Source organism: Leifsonia sp. McL0627 (assembly GCF_058244615.1).
The window spans coordinates 136158-152380 of the sequence record NZ_JBZCGM010000006.1 but is presented as its reverse complement, the minus strand read 5'-3'; the positions used below and the strand labels follow the sequence as shown (position 1 = coordinate 152380).

Here is a 16223-nt window from a genome sequence, read left to right as displayed (position 1 = left end):
TCTGGACCCATCCCGAACACCGTTCAAAGGACACCCAAAGCTTGTCGGTCACGCGCGGTCATTTTTTCGTGGCCGCTTTCAGTAAAGGAAGCCATACGTACGTGGCAGATCCCGCAATGAGCGTCCCTCGAATCCAAACGATACCGGTCGTCCGGACAAAGGGTTTACCCCAGTTCGGGACGATGGATCCGGCCGAGAGTCATTTCAAGGACACGCTCGACAGCCGACGTCGCGGGCTGAACGGGATTCAGAGCGTGCGTCGGCTCCGCGTGCGCTCAGCGAGATCCGTGCCGCGCATTGAGGTCAGCGACAGGCGCGAGCGAGGCATCCCGAAGCTCAGTGGTACTTCGCTAACGGCCAACACCGTCGCCCTGAATGGCGAACGTCACGATGCCGAGCATCAGGTCTTGGCCGTCCTGTGCACGCACCTCGAGAAAGGCGAGCAAGCTCGACAACCCCTGGCCGCGGCCCCGCATATCGCTCATGACTTGGGTAAGCAGGCTCGACGACTCAGCGCGAAGATCGGAGCCAGGCTCAACGTGCCGGGAGCCAGCCATCGAACGCTGCTTGGCAAGCGTGCCGTAGGTCCAGTCGAAAACACCCGAGCCGATACGCGCGCAGGTTGAGCGCCATCGCACTGACGCGCCAGCGTCAGGATGCCTTCGAGTATGAGGCTATTACCGCGAATCGCACACACCCGACGTATTCGACAACCCCGCTTGCGGAACAACTGTTCCATATGGAGTGACCTCCTCGGACAGCGTTCCGCCGAAGTAGATCGCGTCAGGTGGAACGTTTCCTCCGACTCCGAAGATTCGCCATCCGACATGTGGGTCCAGAGTCAAGGTAAGGAAAATGTAGTTGGCGAGTTCGAGGGGTTTTCCGTTGCCCTCGACTCGCTTCCCTTCAAGGGCCTTGTCGCCAGATAACTTTACGCGCGCGATCCGCGGAGCAGGGTAGTCGACCATTGAAGTCGGCTGATAGTTCAGCAAGTCCGCTCGCATATTGTCCCAGTCGATATTTGCCCAGCCTGGAGCTTCGGGCGCGAGCAAAATGAAGAGGTCCTCCACCTTGGTGTCGCCGTCCTGAAGGCCCCCAAGGAAGGTCATCGCCACGAACATCGGGTTGAAGAGGCTCTCCTGGGCGCCCAGTTGTTTTGTGTCGGCTGGCCTACTCGCCTTGGACCAACGAACCCGTTGCGTGCTGACGTCTCGCAGTTCACCGTCGAGTCCTCGAAGCCAGCGTCGACCTTTTGGGTCGGTGAATGTGAGCGTCGCTCTCGGGTACCAACTATCCGAGTGAGCGAGGAGCGGTACGGAAATGTCGAACGTCAGTTCCCGCCGGGGCGGAATCACACTGATCGGTGTCGGAGCAGCCAACGGCCCGAGCGGTGTCCTCTCGCGCCCAATGTGCACGTTGACCATCGCATTGAAGACCGGTTCATTCGACTCGTTCGCGATGTGCAGGTGCACTAGTCGCTTGTACGCAGATCCGTCCTCACGCGATTGATACTCTTCCGTCACCCAGGCTGAGCTGAAACGCGCGGTCGCGTCCTTCTCTTGCTCCCAGCTACGCAAAGCGAGAACCGTGGCGACCACGGTCGCGCCTACAGTGCCGATCGCTGTCAGGACGGTCCAGAGGTCCCATGTCACCGTCCAGGGGAAAGCGTTGACAGCGAGCAGGGTGAGTCCGACGATGACGAGGACGAAAACCAGTCCCAACAGGACCTGAAGCCCGAGGGCCAGCTTGCTGCGTGCGCGGCTCACTCGTTCTCCATTTCCCGACGATCATCGGTCCGTGCGAATGAGCCAATCGTGACAGCCAAGCAACACTTGTTTGGAGGCGACCCGCCGATCAAATGCATCAGACCCACGTCTGAACAACGTCTTGCATGTACTAGAGGTACGCTGCCGCATTCGCAGTCCACTGTGGTCGTACTTTAGAGAATCGCCGACCTCAGATGGACTGATGTCGATCCGGACTAGCGCGTCGACACCGCGCGGCGTAACGCACGACCTCGAGGGCTCCTATCGACGCCGCGTCCGCGGCCTCGCCGGTGCCTAGCTAATGATGACGATGGTGATCACCGCATTCCACCTCGACAAAGTGGCCACCTTCATACGCGACCATCTCCACACCGCGGCGCCCGGCCGAAGGCGACGAAGTCGCGAGCCCGGGACGACAGATTGCGCACGCTGACATCAACACCTACCCAGAAGGCGTGCCCCTGCCGCCTGACGCAAAGCCTCGTCGCGGCGCCTGAAGACAAGCAGCCCGCCCTCGCGGCGCTGATCTCACAGCCGCCTCACTACTGTCCAAGAGGGCGCAACCCACCCGTAACGACGGCGCGAACCTGCACAGAACACGAACCTGAGCGACTGAAACTGGCAGTCGATCGACGGAGCGTCTGCTCTTCCGCTTAGAAAACGAGAAAACCGCTCCGGATCTCCGGAGCGGTTTTCTCTCGAGTGGATTTCATGAACAGTTTCACGAAGACCTGCCGGTCGGGCTGACAGGATTTGAACCTGCGACCCCTTGACCCCCAGTCAAGTGCGCTACCAAGCTGCGCCACAGCCCGAATGTCGCTTTGAGGGTGGAGCCCCAAAGCAACTTGTCCATACTAGCGTGTCCCGCAGGGTGCCAGCGCCACCTACTCGAAGACCAGCTCGCGCACCTCCACACCGTAGGCGGGGAGCGTCACGGACGCGGCGGGATCGCCGGACAGGGTGTTCAGCGTTCCGGCCACGCGTGGGGTGACCGTGACCTCGTCGGGGTGCTGGGAGACGAAGAAGACGAAGCGGCGGCCGTCGGCGTGGATGAGGGTGTCGGTGAAGATCTGGGGGTCGTCGAGGCGGACGTCGCGTTCGACGTCGGCGACGTCGGCGAGGGCGTCGTAGAGACGCCAGGTGTCTTCGGGGTTCACGCCGGGGAGTTCGGAGGCGAAGTACTCCAGCGGGTAGGTCGAGAGGATGGCGTGGCCTGCTCCGTGGGGCTGGGAGACGATGACCGGGCGGTCGTGCGCATCCACGGCGATCACAGTTCCGGTGGTCGGGGTCACCGGGAGGAAGGAGCGGGAGTGGGCGTTGCCCGCTGCGGCGAACGTCAGCTCAGTGCCGGGCTCAAGAGTGCCGAACGGGGCGACGAAGCGCACCGTCACCGTGTCGTCGGTCACCGGGGAGACGAGGCCGTATGCCGAATCGCGCTGCACGCCGAACAGCTCCTCGGTGTATGCCCACCAGGGGCCGCGCTGCACGCCGATGTCGCCGACGCAGTATGAGGCGTAGACGGTCGCTCCCTCGGAGGCGAGAGTGATCAGCTGCTTCCAGGTGGGGCCGCAGAGCTGCTTCACGCTCGGCAGCAGGTACAGGCCGTAGCCGGACGGGATGCCGCCGTCTTCCGCCTCGCGCACGACGGCGACGGGGACGTGCGCCTCGTGGGCGGCGACGTAGGCCTGCTCGCCGGTCGCCACGATGAGGGCGCGCTCCGGCTCCTGGGTGAAGGGGTAGTCGGCCGCGAGGTGCGAGGGGACGACGATGGCCGCATCCACTGGGGAGCGGGTGACGGAGGCGACGTCGATGGCGGCGAGGTCGGCGGCGAAGGAGGCCAGTTCCAGCAGCGGGGGCTTGGGGGCTCCGGTCGAGTCGGTGATGCCGAAGTGCAGCTCGAAGGGATGGTGGGAGTAGGGGCGCTGGGCGATCAGGTCGTCGTAGTCGGTGTTGTTCCAGGCGATCCAACCGGTCGCCCCGGCCAGCAGCGTGTTGTAGAGGAGCTGGCGGTAGTACGACGCAGCACCGGATGGGGAGACGAAGTCGCTGGTCAGGCCGAACTCCTCCATGATCACCGGGAGGCCGGCGATGTGGCAGAGCTCGGCGATGTATGCGGCCTTGAGGTGCTGACGGGTCTGGTCGGACTCCATCCGGTAGACGTGCGGTCCGACGAAGTCGGTGAAGGCGGCGAGGTCGGTGGTGGAGAAGCCGTTGTCGTGGCCGGTGGTCTCGATGCCCCAGGCTCCATCGCCGACGGAGACCGGCTGCGTCCCTCCCCGGCGCGCACCGCATCCACCAGGAGCGACGCCCACGCGTCCACGATCGGGCGCGGCGCCTCTCCCCCGTAGATCGGGACCTCATTGGTGAGCAGCCAGCCCGCGACAGCCGGATGCTCGGCGAAGCGGGCGGTCAGCTCGCGGACGTACCAGGCTTGGCGTCCGACGAACCAGATGTCGCTGTAGAGGTCGCGGCCGTCGCGCCAGGCTGGGTCCCAGTTCTCGCCGGACATGTGGCCGACGAGGAACGTGGGCACGGTGGTCATGCCCGCGGCGACGTGCGCATCCAGGAAGTCGTGGAAGTTGGCGATGCACTGCTCGTCGAGGGTGTCCGGGGTGGGATGGAAGTCAGGCCAGTAGAAGAACGACCTGGTCATGTTCAGGCCGTGCTCGGCGAGGACGGCGAGCTCGGAGCGCACGACGGCCGGGTCGTATCTGGTCCACATCAGCGGGCCGCCGGACCTGGACCAGAAGTTGGCCCCGAGCCAGATGGCCGGCGCACCGTCGACAGTGAGCAGGGGGGAATGGCGTTCCATGATTCCTTCCGAAACGAACGGAGAGTGAGCGACGAGCGAGAAGTGCAGGATGCGCGGGCGGCTACTTCACGGCGCCCGCCGTCAGCCCGGCGACGAACGAGCGCTGCAGCAGCAGGAACGCCACCACGACCGGGATGCTCACCACGAGCGAGGCGGCCATGATCTGGTTCCAGTAGACGTTCGTCTGGGTCGAGTAGAGCTGCAAGCCGACCGCGAGCGTCCTGTTCTCGTCGGTCGTCATCACAGAGGCGAACAGCACCTCGCCCCAGCTCGTCATGAACGAGTAGATGGCGACGGCGATCAGGCCGGGGCGCGCCGCGGGGAGCACGACGTGCCAGAGGGCGCCCATCGGACCGCTGCCGTCGACCATCGCGGCCTCGTCGAGGTCGCGCGGGATGCCGTCGAAGTAGCCGGCGAGCATCCAGATCGAGAACGGGAGGGCGAAGGTCAGGTAGGTGATCACGAGGCCGAACCGGGTGCCGACCAGCTGGACGCCGACGGCCTGGTTGATGTTCACGAAGATGAGGAACAGCGGGAGCAGGAACAGCACCCCGGGGAACATCTGGGTGGACAGCACAGTGGTGGTGAAGACGCTGCGGCCCTTGAACCGGTAGCGGGAGACGGCGTACGCCGCGAACACCGCGATGACGAGGCTCAGGAGGGTCGCAGAGCCCGCGACGATCAGGCTGTTCACGAAGTACGACGCGAGCGGAACCGTCGACCACATGTCGATGAACGGCTGGAAGGTGATCTGGGTCGGCCACCAGGTGAAGGCGCCCTGCACGTCGGCCAGCGACTTCATCGAGGAGGTGATCATCACGTAGACCGGCACGGCGGTGAAGATCGTGAGGATGACGAGGACCACCCAGCGGAAGGCTTTCGAGGATGTTGTCTCACGCACGACGGGACCTCCGGTTCAGCACGAGCAGATATGCGCCGGTCACGATCAGCAGGAAGATCAGCAGCAGGACGCTCATCGCGGCCCCGGAGCCGAAGTTCCAGGTGAGGAATGAGGCGTTGTAGATGTGGAAGGAGATGAGGTCGCCCGCCGCGGGTTGGGCATTGCCGAACAGCACATACGGAGTGTTGAAGTCGTTGAACGTCCACAAGAACATCACGAGCAGCAGCACGGTGTTCACCGGGCGCAGCATCGGCAGGGTGATCGCACCCCACTGCCTGCCCGGCTTGGCGCCGTCGACCGCCGAGGCCTCGTACACCTCCTCCGGGATGGACTGCAGCCCGGCCATCAGCATGAGGAACGCGAACGGCCAGAGCCGCCAGATGGCGACGATCACGATCGACCAGAACGCGTTGCCGCCGATCAGCCAGAACGGCTTGTCGCCTGGCAGGCCGAGATTGTCGTAGAGGAAGTGGTTCACCGCTCCGGTGTCCTTCTGGAGCATGAACTTCCAGGCGATGATGCCGGCGTACATCGGCAGCGCATACGGCACCAGGAAAAGGGTGCGGAAGAAGCCTCGGCCCCAGAACTTGCGCTGCAGGGCGACGGCGGCGGACATCCCGAGCGACCAGGAGATGCCGACCACCAGGATGGTGAACCCGCAGGTGACCAGGAACGACTGGAGCAGGGCCGCGCCGACCGAGCCGTTGAAGTCGAGGGCGACCGCGTAATTCTTGAAGCCGACGAACGGAGCGGCGCTCCAGTCGGCGATGTAGAACTTCGTGAGCTGCACGAAGCTGATCCAGATGCCGGTGATCATTGGGATGACGTGGATGAGGATCTCGAAGATGATGGCGGGCGCGAGCAGGGCGAGCGGGATCCACCACCCCTTGTTGCGCTTGCGCTTGGGCTTGGGAGGTGGTGCCGTGGTTGGCGCCGCGGCCGTTCCGAGCACTCCCGTGCCGCGCGGGCTGTCTGCTGATGTCGTCGTCGACATGGTGACCTCTGTCTGGTCAGGAGGATGGTCTGTGGATGCTGGGGGTGAGCAACCGGTGCGGGATGCGCGGCTCAGTGCACGCGCATCCCGCACCGGGTGCCGGTGTCAGGTGCCTAGCCGCCCATCGACTGCTTCACCTGGTCCTGCGCGGACTGCAGCGCGGACTTGATGTCGCTGTCGGAGACGGTGCCGCCGGTGGCGATCTTCGCGAACATGTCGTTCATGGCCTTGCCGACCGTGTTCTCGAACTGGTCCTCTGCCGGAACCAGCGGCAGCGGCTTGGACATGGTGTTGTAGATCTTCTGGAAGGTGGCGGCCTCTTCGGCGTTGTCGGTGAAGTTGGCCTTCGCCCCGTTGAGCACCGGGAGGGTGGCGTACGGCTTGCCCAGAGTGGTCTGGACGGACTCGCTCGTCATGTACTTGACGAACTGGAGGGCCGCATCCTTGTTCTTGGTGTTCTTCATGATGGAGAGGTTGATGCCGGCGACGTGGCTGGCGACGTCCTTGCCGCCCGCGGGGGTCGGGAACGGGACGACACCGTATGCGTCGGTCTTCATGCCATTGGCGTTGATCGACGAGTCGGCGTTGTTCTGGCTGAGGATCATCGCGACCTTGCCCGTCGCGAAGTCGTTCACCGCCTGGACGCCGTTGTCGTACTGCGCGTTGGAGGTGTTGACGACCTTGTCGGTCTGCATCAGGTCGAGGTAGCGCTTGATGCCGTCGACCGCGCCCGTCGAGGTGAACGTCGGGTTGCCCTTGGAGTCGAAGAACTCTGCGCCGTTCTGCGCGGCGGTGATGAACGCGAAGTGCGCGTTCTCCGTGTAGCTGCCCGCTGCGAGGGAGAAGCCGTAAGTGGAGCCGGTGGTCAGCTTCTTGGCGTCGGTGACGAGGTCTTCCCAGTTGGTCGGAGCCTGGATGCCGGCGTCGGTGAACATCTTCTTGTTGTAGTACAGGCCGTATGCGAGGCCGTAGAGCGGGACGCTCGTGACGGTCTTGCCCGGTGCGCCACCGGTTTCGAGGGCGGTCTTGACGAACTTGTCGGAGCCGCCGATGGCCTTCATGTTCGCGTCGTCGAACGGCATGAACGCGCCGGTCGCCTGCAGCGATGCCGCCCAGGTGTTGCCGATGTTGAGCACGTCAGGGCCCTGCCCGCTGGTGACGGCGGTCTGGATGCGGGTCTGCAGGTCGTTCCAGCCGATCACTTCGAGCTTGACCTTGATGCCGGTCTTCTTGGTGAAGTCGTCGAGCACCGGGGTGAGGACCTGCTTGTCGTTGTCGAGGCTGGTCCCCTGGTTGCTGGCCCAGTATGTGATGGTCGAGCCGCTGGCCGAGCTGCCTGATCCTGAGCTGCTGCAGCCGGCCGCGATGAGCGCGACGGCCGCGGCGATGGCGCCCGCGAGAATGGCGCGTTTCTTCATAGTGACTCCCTTGTCTCTTGGTCGTGGCCACACACCACGACCACTACGCTAACTGAACCGGTTCAGTTGTCAAGGGGGTTCGAGAAACGATTCTGCATCGTCTGATCCGCTACAACGTGGCCGGGATGCTCGTGGAGCGGACCACGAGTTCGCTCGGCGCCGCGGTGGTGACGGTGGACGGGGCACCGGCCAGCGCATCCAGCAGCATCCGCGTGCTGCGCCTGCCCTGCTCCTCCGGAAAACGGGCCAGCGCGGTGATCGGGCGGGAGCCGAGGCGGCAGACCAGCGAGTCGTCCCAGCTGATCAGTGCGATGTCCGGCCGGCCGATGCGCTCGAAGCCGGTCGCGGCTCCGAGGGCGAGCATGTCGTTCGAGGTGATGACCGCGGTGATGGTCTCGTCAGCGGCGAGCCGCTCGACCACGATGCGCTCCCCCGCCTCCACCGAGTAGTCGGAGGAGGCGAACACCGTGCTGATGCCGCGCGCGAACGCCTCGGCCTCGATGGAGCTGCGCCGGTCGAGCTCGTGCTCGAACTCGAGCGGGCCAGCGATGTGCAGCACCCTGCGGTGCCCCAGCCGCGCAAGGTCGCCGATCATCAGGGCGGAGTCTCCCCGGGCGTCGTAGAGCAGCACCCTGCCCGGCGCGACGTCTGCGCGGTTGCCGTGCAGCACGAAGTCGAGGCCGAGCTGGTCGAGAAGGGCCGGCCGGGGGTCGTCGATCGTGATGTCGAACAGCATCACGCCGTCCACCCTGCCCTGCGCGCTCCAGCGCCGGTAGGTGTCGAGGTCCTGGCCGACGCCGGTTCCGACCATCCGAAGCAGCAGCGCCTGGTCGGTCTCGGCGAGCACGCTCTCCACCCCGGCGAGCAGGCTCATGTAGAACGGCTCCGTTCCCAGCAGGCTCGGATCGCGGCGCAGCACGATGCCGATCGCGTCGGTGCGGGACCGCGACAGCGCGCGGGCGCTCGCGCTCGGATGCCAGCCCAGGTCGGCGGCGAGATCGAGCACGCGCTTGCGCGTCTCGTCGCTCACGCCGGGCTGCCCGTTGAGCGCATAGGAGACCGACGCCTTCGACAGCTTCAACTGGGCGGCGAGGCCCGAGATCGTCACACGACCCACGTCGCTCTCCTTCCCGCCTCAACAGTACCCACCGCGGTGGATGCGAGAGTGCCGGCGGTCACTCACGGGCTCGCTACCCGAAAGTCCGCCCGGCTCGCACCGGCACTCTCGCCAGCGGACACGACCCGACAGTGTGCCGTGTCCACTGGATGCCCAGAACCTCCGCCCCGCAGCGGGGGTCCGGGTCTGGTCGGCGACGGGATGCGTTCAGGGGGGAATCTGCATCCCGCCGCCGAGTCTCACTGAGCGGCGGTGGCGCCGCCCAGAATGGTGTCGATCTCGTCCTGCGTGAGCGGGGCCCACGGCGACGCGTCCGGGTTGGAGCTGGCGGCCTCCGGGCTGTCGCCCTGCGTCCACCACTTGGCCTCGAACGGGACGCCGTCGAACAGGACGCGCGCGCCCTTGTCGAACTGGGCGGCGCCGGTCCACTCCGGATACGTCCCGGCGGGCACGGTCGGCTGCGGGATGGGCGTCTCGCCGGGGAGCACGGGGCCGACGAGGTCCCACGGGGTCTCCCAGGCGTTCAGAACGGGGTTGTCCGGCACATCGCCCTTCGTCCACCACTTGGCGACGTAGACGTTGTGGTGCCAGACCACCTTCGTGCCCTTGAGGTACGAGTTGGTCGTGGTCCAGATCGCGTATGGGGACGACGCCGGGTCGTCCTTGGTCGCGGTCGAAACGGGCTCGGGGGTGGTGACGGCCGATTCGCCGAGCGAGATGTGACCGTTGAAGCCTGTGGACAGCAGGCCAGCGAAGGTCTGCTTGCCCTGCTTCACGCCACTGCACGCGTCGGAGACGACGGTGGTGTCCACGTAGTTCGACCCGCAGGTCTTGTCGCGGTTCGCCGACCACATCGATATCCGGCCGACGCCCTTGGAGACCGCCCACGCGTTGAGCGTCTTGGCGTCCGCGAGCGAGAAGACCTCCTTCTCGACGTCGTTCTGGCCGATCATCGGGGTGGCGCCGAGCTTCGACCACAGGCTCGGGTCGCTCTGGTGCAACTTGGCACGGTCGTACAGGATGCCGAGCTGACGCTGGGTGGCGGTGAGCGCGTCCTGAGCGGCGGACGCCATCGACTGCGAGGCCGGCTTGCCCGCCCCGTAGTCCATGGTCATCACGTTGACGCCGGCGATGTCGACCTTGGCCTTGAGCATGGCGGCGATCGCGTCGGTGCCCTGGCTGGTCAGCCCGCTCGGGGCGACGGGGAGCGTCAGCCAGACGGCGAGCGACTTGCCCTCCGCCCTCCGCTCCTTCTGCAGAGCGGCGATGGTGGAGGCGCGGCGCGCGTTCGCGTCGGCGTCCGAGAGGCCTTCGCCCTCCAGGTCGAGGTCGATCGTGCCGACCTTGTACCGGTCGACGACGGACGCGTACGCGGCCTTCAGCTTCACGGGGTCGGTGCATGCGACGGACAGCTCGTCGTTCAGCTGGCCGCCGAACGACACGGCGACCGTGCCGCCCTGCTGCTGCAGCCTGGCGATGCGGCGGTCGAGGTCGAGGGAGCCGCGCGCCTGGTCCATCGTGTACGCGTTGCCCCACGACGGGGTGCACGCCGACGCGGAGTCGGAGACGATGAAAGAGAGGACGGCGTCCTTGGTCTTGGTGGTGCCGAGGTTCTCGAACGCGAACCGCGGGGTGGCGGTCACGTCGACGTACGACGCGAACCACGGCTGGGCCTCCACGGCGGCCTTCGCGCTCCACCACTGGAAGCCGACGACGCCGACGCTGACGACCACCGCGGCGACGAGCGCCGCACCGATCACGCGGAGAGGAGAGAGGCGGCGGCCGCCGTCGGTGTTGCCACCGGCGGGAGCCTGCGCATCCTGGGCTGTTTGCTGCTGGTTGAGCTGCGTGCTCTTCTTCGACATCAGGCGGCCTGCTTCTCGCTGTCGCCGACGGGGAGCGCGACGCGCTCAACGTGCGGCAGGTCTCCGCCGGTGTGGCCGTGGTAGAGCACCGAACGCCAGTCGATCACGTCCGCCACCTCGACCGGGGCAGCGTCTTCGCGCTTACGGTTCCTGTCGACGTAGAGCGGCTTGGTCAGACCGAGCCAGATGTCCACGATCGCGTTGCCGATGCCGATGTAGCTGACGATGGCCCAGATGGCGAGGGTCGCGTTGAACGCGGCGAACGCGGCGTTGCCCCAGTTCTGCGCGTTGACGTCACGCCACAGCGTGAACAGCGAGAACGCGACGATGAGGAACGGCGTGACGACATAGAGCAGCGGCGACGCCGTGCGGTTCTTCACCTTCGGGGTGCGGACGAACGGGATCTTCTTGCCGGTTAGCGACTGCTGGATCGACTTGAGCACGCCCGCGAGGTTCACCGGGAGCAGGATCAGGTTGAAGCCGTAGATCCGGAAGACGTCGGACGCCTTGTAGCCGGCGTAGCGCAGGTCGCTGGCCATCGCGATGAAGTACGGCAGGGCAGCGAGCAGGACCACCGGGCTGAGCAGACGGCCGTCGTACGGGTACGCCAGCAGGAAGATCAGGCCGAAGCTCGCCCAGGCGATCGACGCCATGTAGTTGATGCGCAGCATGAGCTCGGTGCGGGAGATGACCTCGCCGCGACGCTTGCGCTCACGGACCTGGCGCCACAGCTTCGGAAGGATCAGCAGACCGCCGTTCGCCCAGCGCCGGCGCTGCACGATGAGCGAGCCGAAGTCGGGAGGCGTGGCGGAGTAGCTGAGGCGCTCCGGGTAGTTGACGAGCGTCCATCCATGGGTGCCGAGGTCGATGCTCGACTCGGTGTCCTCGATGACCGTGCGGTCCTGGATGTAGCGGCGCACCTCGAACCCGCCGACGAACTCTGTCTCGACGATGTCTTCGAGTGCACGCTTGCGGATGACGGCGTTCGCCCCCACCCAGAAGCTGGCTCCGTAGAAGCTCATCCCCTGGTGCAGGATGTGCTGGATGTCGGTGGTCGCACCGGCGAGACGCTCGATGCGGGTGCCCGCTCCACGGAAGGACGAGTACGGCGTCTGTGTGACGGCGACGCTGGCGTTGTCCGGCTGCTGCAGCAGGTAGGTGAGGCGCAGGCAGTACTCGCGGAGCAGGATCGAGTCGGCGTCGAGGGTCAGCAGGAAGTCGCTGTCCGGGATGACGATGTCGCCGGGGCGACGCGAGCTGACCGGAGTCAGGATGGGGCCGTCCGGCGTCTCCTCGCGGCGGTACGTCCCGCCCATCAGGCCGATGTACGCGTTCAGGTTCATCGCCTTGTTGGCCTCGTGCGACAGGGAGGCCCACTGCTTGCGCTCGAACACATCGAGCTCGGCGTCGAAGGTCCACGCCAGGCGACGGTAGAGCTGCGCGATGCGCTCCGAGCTGAGGGACGCGCCCTCCTCGACGGCGGCTTCGACCGCCTGGGCGGTGAGCACGAGCTCGTCGCCGAGGGCGCGGAGCACCTGGTCGGCGAAGAACAGGTCGACGTGGTCCTCGATGCCGTGCGCGTCCGCCTGGGCGTGCAGCCATTCGGCCGCCCAGACGTAGTGATCAGCGAGGTCGAGCGCGTCGGAGGCGGTCGCGAACGCGCCGTTCTCGGTCAGCTCGTAGTGCAGCAGGGCGTCGCTGAAGCGGGTGCGCGGCTCGGCGAGCTGCGCGGCGATCTCCGTGCCGAGGTTCCGGGTGGCCGCGAGTTTGGACGCGACCTCCTGGTCTTTCGGGTTGGGGTTGTCGTCGACCAGCAGCACGACGCGCATCGACGGGAACTCCTGCAGCGCGGCGGAGAGCAGCGTCATCCGCACCACCTCTGGCTCCTCCGCATAGGAGGGCACGAGGACCGTGATGGAGGGCTGGTTCTCGGCGAAGTGCCGGTCCAGCTCGGCGCGGGGAACCCGCACGTGCTTCTGGAACCGCTGCAGCGCTCCCTGGCGGGCGACCAGGTAGAGCAGTGCGGAGAACGTCAGGAAGGTGACGACGATCAGGTAACCGATCGCCTCCATCGTGAACCGGAAGTCCTGCGTGCCGAGCACGAGGAACTGCCGGATGATGGTGGTGACGACGTAGATCGCCCAGAACAGCACGGTCGCGACGATGGCGACACGGCTCCAGGTGACCTTGCGGTCGGAGGGTTTCGGGTGGACGGTCGGCAGTGGTTCGGTGCGGCGCTCTGCGCCCCACTGGCGTTTTCGGGCAGGGGTGTATGAACTTGTAGAACTCATGATCGGGTATGCGTCCTTGAAAGGTAGAGAGCCCGCGCTTTCGGGTCGCGCGGTCGGGTAGCTCTCACTGTCCACAATAGTGAGGACAAGCCGGGGTACAAACCCCCCTTTGTGGTCATGTCGTGCGCACAGCGCTATGGTTACGAAATGGACAGCGTCGCCGGTCGTCTGCGGTACGACCATGAGCCGGTCGCCAGCGACCGGGATCAGTATCAGCTCGGCCGGGATGCCAGGAACCGCGTTCCGCGGTCAGCGCACGCCGAGTACGTCCCGGATGCGCGGCGTGACCCGCTCGCGATCCTCGAGCAGCAGAACTCGGTCCGCCTGCCAGGACTCATCCCGCTGCGCACGGCCAGGATGCTCCAGGACCCGTTCGCGTTCTACCGAGGCACCGCTGCGCTGCAGGCCGCCGACCTGGCGGGTGGGGCCGTCTCCGGCGCCAACGTCGTGGCCTGCGGGGATGCGCACATCGCCAACTTCGGCATCTTCGCCTCCCCCGAGCGCCGCCTGGTGTTCGACCTGAACGACTTCGACGAGGCGACCGTCGCGCCATGGGAGTGGGACCTGAAGAGACTCGTCACGAGCGTCGTCATCGCCGCCCGCGGCCGCGGCGCGACGGAGGGCGCTGCCGAGGAGGCCGCCCTGCTCGCCGCGGCCAGCTACCGGGACGGGCTGCGCGCCTCGCTGGCGCTCGACGTGACGCAGCGCTTCTTCGAAGCGGCCACCATCCACGGTGGACGCCAGTACGGCAAGGCGACGCAGCAGCTGGTGAAGAAGACAGTCGCGCAGACGGAGAAGCGCACCTCGGCGCACGTCGTGTCGCGCATCACCGAGCTGGCGGAGGACGGCTCTCGGCGGATCGTGGAGAACCCACCCAGGCTCACCCACGTCCCCGCCGAGATCGAGGAGAGCGTCGGAGAGGTGCTCGCGCTCTACAGCGAGACGGTCTCCCCCGACATCGCGCTGCTGCTCGACCAGTACACCGTCACCGACATCGCCCGCCGCGTCGTCGGCGTCGGCAGTGTCGGCACCCGGTGCTTCATCGTGGTGCTCACCGGTCCACGCGGCGAACCGCTCGTGCTGCAGGTGAAGGAGGCGACGGAATCGGTCCTGCACCAGTTCGGCGGCGTGGCCCACGTGGACGTCGCCGGGATCGACAGGTCGAAGCTGGCCGGGCACCACGGCTACCGCGTCACCGCGAGCCAGCGCATCCTGCAGGCGGTCTCCGACCCGTTCCTCGGCTACGTGAATTTCGAGGGCTTCGGGTTCTATGTCCGGCAGTTCCGCGACAGGAACGCGTCGTTCGACATCCCGGGAATGGGCGACGTGCCGTTCCTCGACTACTCGCGCACCTGCGCGACGATCCTCGCCAGGGCGCACTCACGCAGCCCGGCCGCCGCGTTCATCGCCGGATACATCGGGCAGGGAGACGTGCTGCCCGCGGCCATGACCGCGTGGTCGATGGCGTACGCCGACCAGTCGCTCGCCGACTTCGAGGCGTTGGGCGAAGCGGCCGCAGCGGGCCGCTTCGCCGTCAGCGACGTTCTTTAGCGTTTGCGCTTCTCGCGCACGCGCATGTTGAGCGTGATCGGCGTGCCCTCGAAGCCGTAGATCTCCCGCAGCCTGCGGACGATGTATCGACGGTATCCGGGGTCGAGGAAGCCGGTGGTGAAGACCACGAATGTCGGCGGGCGGCTCGACGCCTGGGTGCCGAACAGGATGCGCGGCTGCTTGCCACCGCGCACGGGGTGCGGGTGCGCCGCCGTGAGCTCGGCCAGGAACGCGTTGAACTTGCCGGTCGGGATGCGGGTGTCCCACGACTCGAGCGCGAGCTCCAGTGCCGGCACCAGCTTCTCCAGGTGGCGACCGGTGCGCGCGGAGATATTGACGCGGGGCGCCCACGACACGTGGGCGAGGTCCTGCTCGATCTCGCGCTCCAGGTAGCGGCGACGGTCGTCGTCCAGGAGGTCCCACTTGTTGAAGGCGAGCACGAGCGCGCGGCCCGATTCGAGGACGAGGTCGATGATGCGGACGTCCTGCTCGCTGATCGGCTCGGACACGTCGAGCACGACGACGGCGACCTCCGCCTTCTCCAGCGCGGTGGAGGTGCGCAGTGACGCGTAGAAGTCAGCACCCTGCTGCAGGTGCACGCGGCGGCGGATGCCGGCGGTGTCGACGAAACGCCACACCTTGCCCGCCAGCTCGACCTGCTCGTCCACCGGGTCGCGGGTGGTGCCCGCGAGCTCGTTGACGACAACGCGCTCCTCGCCGGCCGCCTTGTTGAGCAGCGACGACTTGCCGACGTTCGGTCGCCCGACGATCGCGACACGGCGCGGACCGCCGACCTCCTGCTTGGCGACGGCGGAGACCTCCGGCAGCTTCTTCAGGATGTCGTCGAGCAGGTCGGCGACGCCGCGGCCGTGCAGCGCGGAGACCGGGCGCGGCTCGCCGAGGCCGAGCGACCAGAGCTCGGTCGCATGCGGCTCCTGGCGCAGGTCGTCTACCTTGTTGGCGGCGAGGAAGACCGGCTTGTCGCTCTTGCGGAGCATCCGCACGACATGCTCGTCGGTCGCCGTCGCTCCGACGTTCGCGTCGACGACGAACAGCACGGCGTCCGCGAGGTCGATCGCGATCTCTGCCTGGGCGGCGACGGAGGCGTCGATGCCCTTGGCGTCCGGCTCCCAGCCACCGGTGTCCACGATCGTGAACCGGCGGCCGTTCCACTCCGCCTGGTACGAGACGCGGTCGCGGGTGACACCGGGGGTGTCCTCAACGACGGCCTCGCGGCGGCCCAGGATGCGGTTGACCAGCGCCGACTTGCCCACGTTGGGGCGTCCCACGATGGCGAGCACCGGAAGGGCGGGGAGGTAGGTGATCGCGTCGGGGTCTTCGCTGACGGTCTCGAGGATGTCGAGGTCGCCCTCGTCCAGCTCGTAGTCGTCCAGCCCGGTGCGGAGGGCGGCGGCGCGCTGCGTTGCCAGCTCCTCGTCGAGCTCCGAGAGTCGCTCGACGAGGTCGTCGGCGCCCTGGGGCTCCTCAAGTTCTTTGTCAGACATGCG

11 protein-coding genes and 1 tRNA gene are annotated in these 16223 nt (G+C 66.6%); 1 reads left to right on the top strand and 11 read right to left on the bottom strand.

Annotated features, from left to right (window positions below):
* Window positions 1–350: 350 nt before the first annotated feature.
* The 10 genes from AC37TH_RS16765 to AC37TH_RS16720 form a co-directional block, all read right to left on the bottom strand.
* Complete coding sequence (locus tag AC37TH_RS16765; RefSeq protein ID WP_490765477.1) at window positions 351–638, bottom strand: hypothetical protein; 288 nt, start codon at window positions 636–638, stop codon at window positions 351–353.
* Between the two features lie 39 nt (window positions 639–677).
* The gene (locus tag AC37TH_RS16760) at window positions 678–1766 is read right to left on the bottom strand and encodes a hypothetical protein (protein ID WP_490765476.1); all 1089 of its coding nucleotides are present in this window, start codon (window positions 1764–1766) and stop codon (window positions 678–680) included.
* Between the two features lie 738 nt (window positions 1767–2504).
* Window positions 2505–2578: transfer RNA gene (locus tag AC37TH_RS16755), tRNA-Pro, on the bottom strand.
* 72 nt (window positions 2579–2650) lie between these two features.
* On the bottom strand, window positions 2651–4078 hold the full coding sequence (locus AC37TH_RS16750; protein ID WP_490765475.1) for a glycoside hydrolase 5 family protein: 1428 nt from the start codon (window positions 4076–4078) through the stop codon (window positions 2651–2653).
* 561 nt (window positions 4079–4639) lie between these two features.
* A complete protein-coding gene (locus AC37TH_RS16745; protein WP_490765474.1) occupies window positions 4640–5479 on the bottom strand; it encodes a carbohydrate ABC transporter permease in 840 nt (279 codons plus the stop codon).
* On the bottom strand, window positions 5472–6473 hold the full coding sequence (locus AC37TH_RS16740) for a carbohydrate ABC transporter permease (RefSeq protein WP_490765472.1): 1002 nt from the start codon (window positions 6471–6473) through the stop codon (window positions 5472–5474). The genes AC37TH_RS16745 and AC37TH_RS16740 overlap by 8 nt, the downstream gene beginning before the upstream one ends.
* 113 nt (window positions 6474–6586) lie before the next feature.
* The gene (locus tag AC37TH_RS16735) at window positions 6587–7891 is read right to left on the bottom strand and encodes an ABC transporter substrate-binding protein (RefSeq protein WP_490765471.1); all 1305 of its coding nucleotides are present in this window, start codon (window positions 7889–7891) and stop codon (window positions 6587–6589) included.
* Between the two features lie 109 nt (window positions 7892–8000).
* Window positions 8001–9008, bottom strand: a complete 1008-nt coding sequence (locus AC37TH_RS16730; protein WP_490765470.1) for a LacI family DNA-binding transcriptional regulator — start codon at window positions 9006–9008, stop codon at window positions 8001–8003.
* A 239-nt stretch (window positions 9009–9247) separates the two neighbouring features.
* On the bottom strand, window positions 9248–10873 hold the full coding sequence (locus AC37TH_RS16725; RefSeq protein WP_490765469.1) for a chitinase: 1626 nt from the start codon (window positions 10871–10873) through the stop codon (window positions 9248–9250).
* Window positions 10873–13164: a glycosyltransferase family 2 protein gene (locus tag AC37TH_RS16720; RefSeq protein WP_490765468.1), complete on the bottom strand. Its 2292-nt coding sequence runs from the start codon at window positions 13162–13164 to the stop codon at window positions 10873–10875. Before AC37TH_RS16720 ends, AC37TH_RS16725 begins: the two co-directional genes overlap by 1 nt.
* A 147-nt stretch (window positions 13165–13311) precedes the next feature.
* Here AC37TH_RS16720 and AC37TH_RS16715 point away from each other — a divergent pair, with 147 nt between their 5' ends.
* Window positions 13312–14715 (top strand): DUF2252 domain-containing protein, encoded by a 1404-nt coding sequence (locus AC37TH_RS16715; protein ID WP_490765467.1) that lies wholly within the window; start codon window positions 13312–13314, stop codon window positions 14713–14715.
* Here the strand turns inward: AC37TH_RS16715 and der are convergent.
* Window positions 14712–16220 (bottom strand): ribosome biogenesis GTPase Der, encoded by a 1509-nt coding sequence (der, locus tag AC37TH_RS16710; protein WP_490765466.1) that lies wholly within the window; start codon window positions 16218–16220, stop codon window positions 14712–14714. The genes AC37TH_RS16715 and der overlap by 4 nt on opposite strands.
* Window positions 16221–16223 lie beyond the last annotated feature (3 nt).

Bases quoted from the DNA above. Each gene is read 5' to 3' on its own strand.
- AC37TH_RS16740 (WP_490765472.1), bottom strand. From the start codon at position 6,473: ATGTCGACGACGACATCAGCAGACAGCCCGCGCGGCACGGGAGTGCTC.
- AC37TH_RS16735 (WP_490765471.1), bottom strand. From the start codon at position 7,891: ATGAAGAAACGCGCCATTCTCGCGGGCGCCATCGCCGCGGCCGTCGCG.
- AC37TH_RS16725 (WP_490765469.1), bottom strand. From the start codon at position 10,873: ATGTCGAAGAAGAGCACGCAGCTCAACCAGCAGCAAACAGCCCAGGAT.
- AC37TH_RS16720 (WP_490765468.1), bottom strand. From the start codon at position 13,164: ATGAGTTCTACAAGTTCATACACCCCTGCCCGAAAACGCCAGTGGGGC.
- AC37TH_RS16715 (WP_490765467.1), top strand. From the start codon at position 13,312: ATGGACAGCGTCGCCGGTCGTCTGCGGTACGACCATGAGCCGGTCGCC.
- der (WP_490765466.1), bottom strand. From the start codon at position 16,220: ATGTCTGACAAAGAACTTGAGGAGCCCCAGGGCGCCGACGACCTCGTC.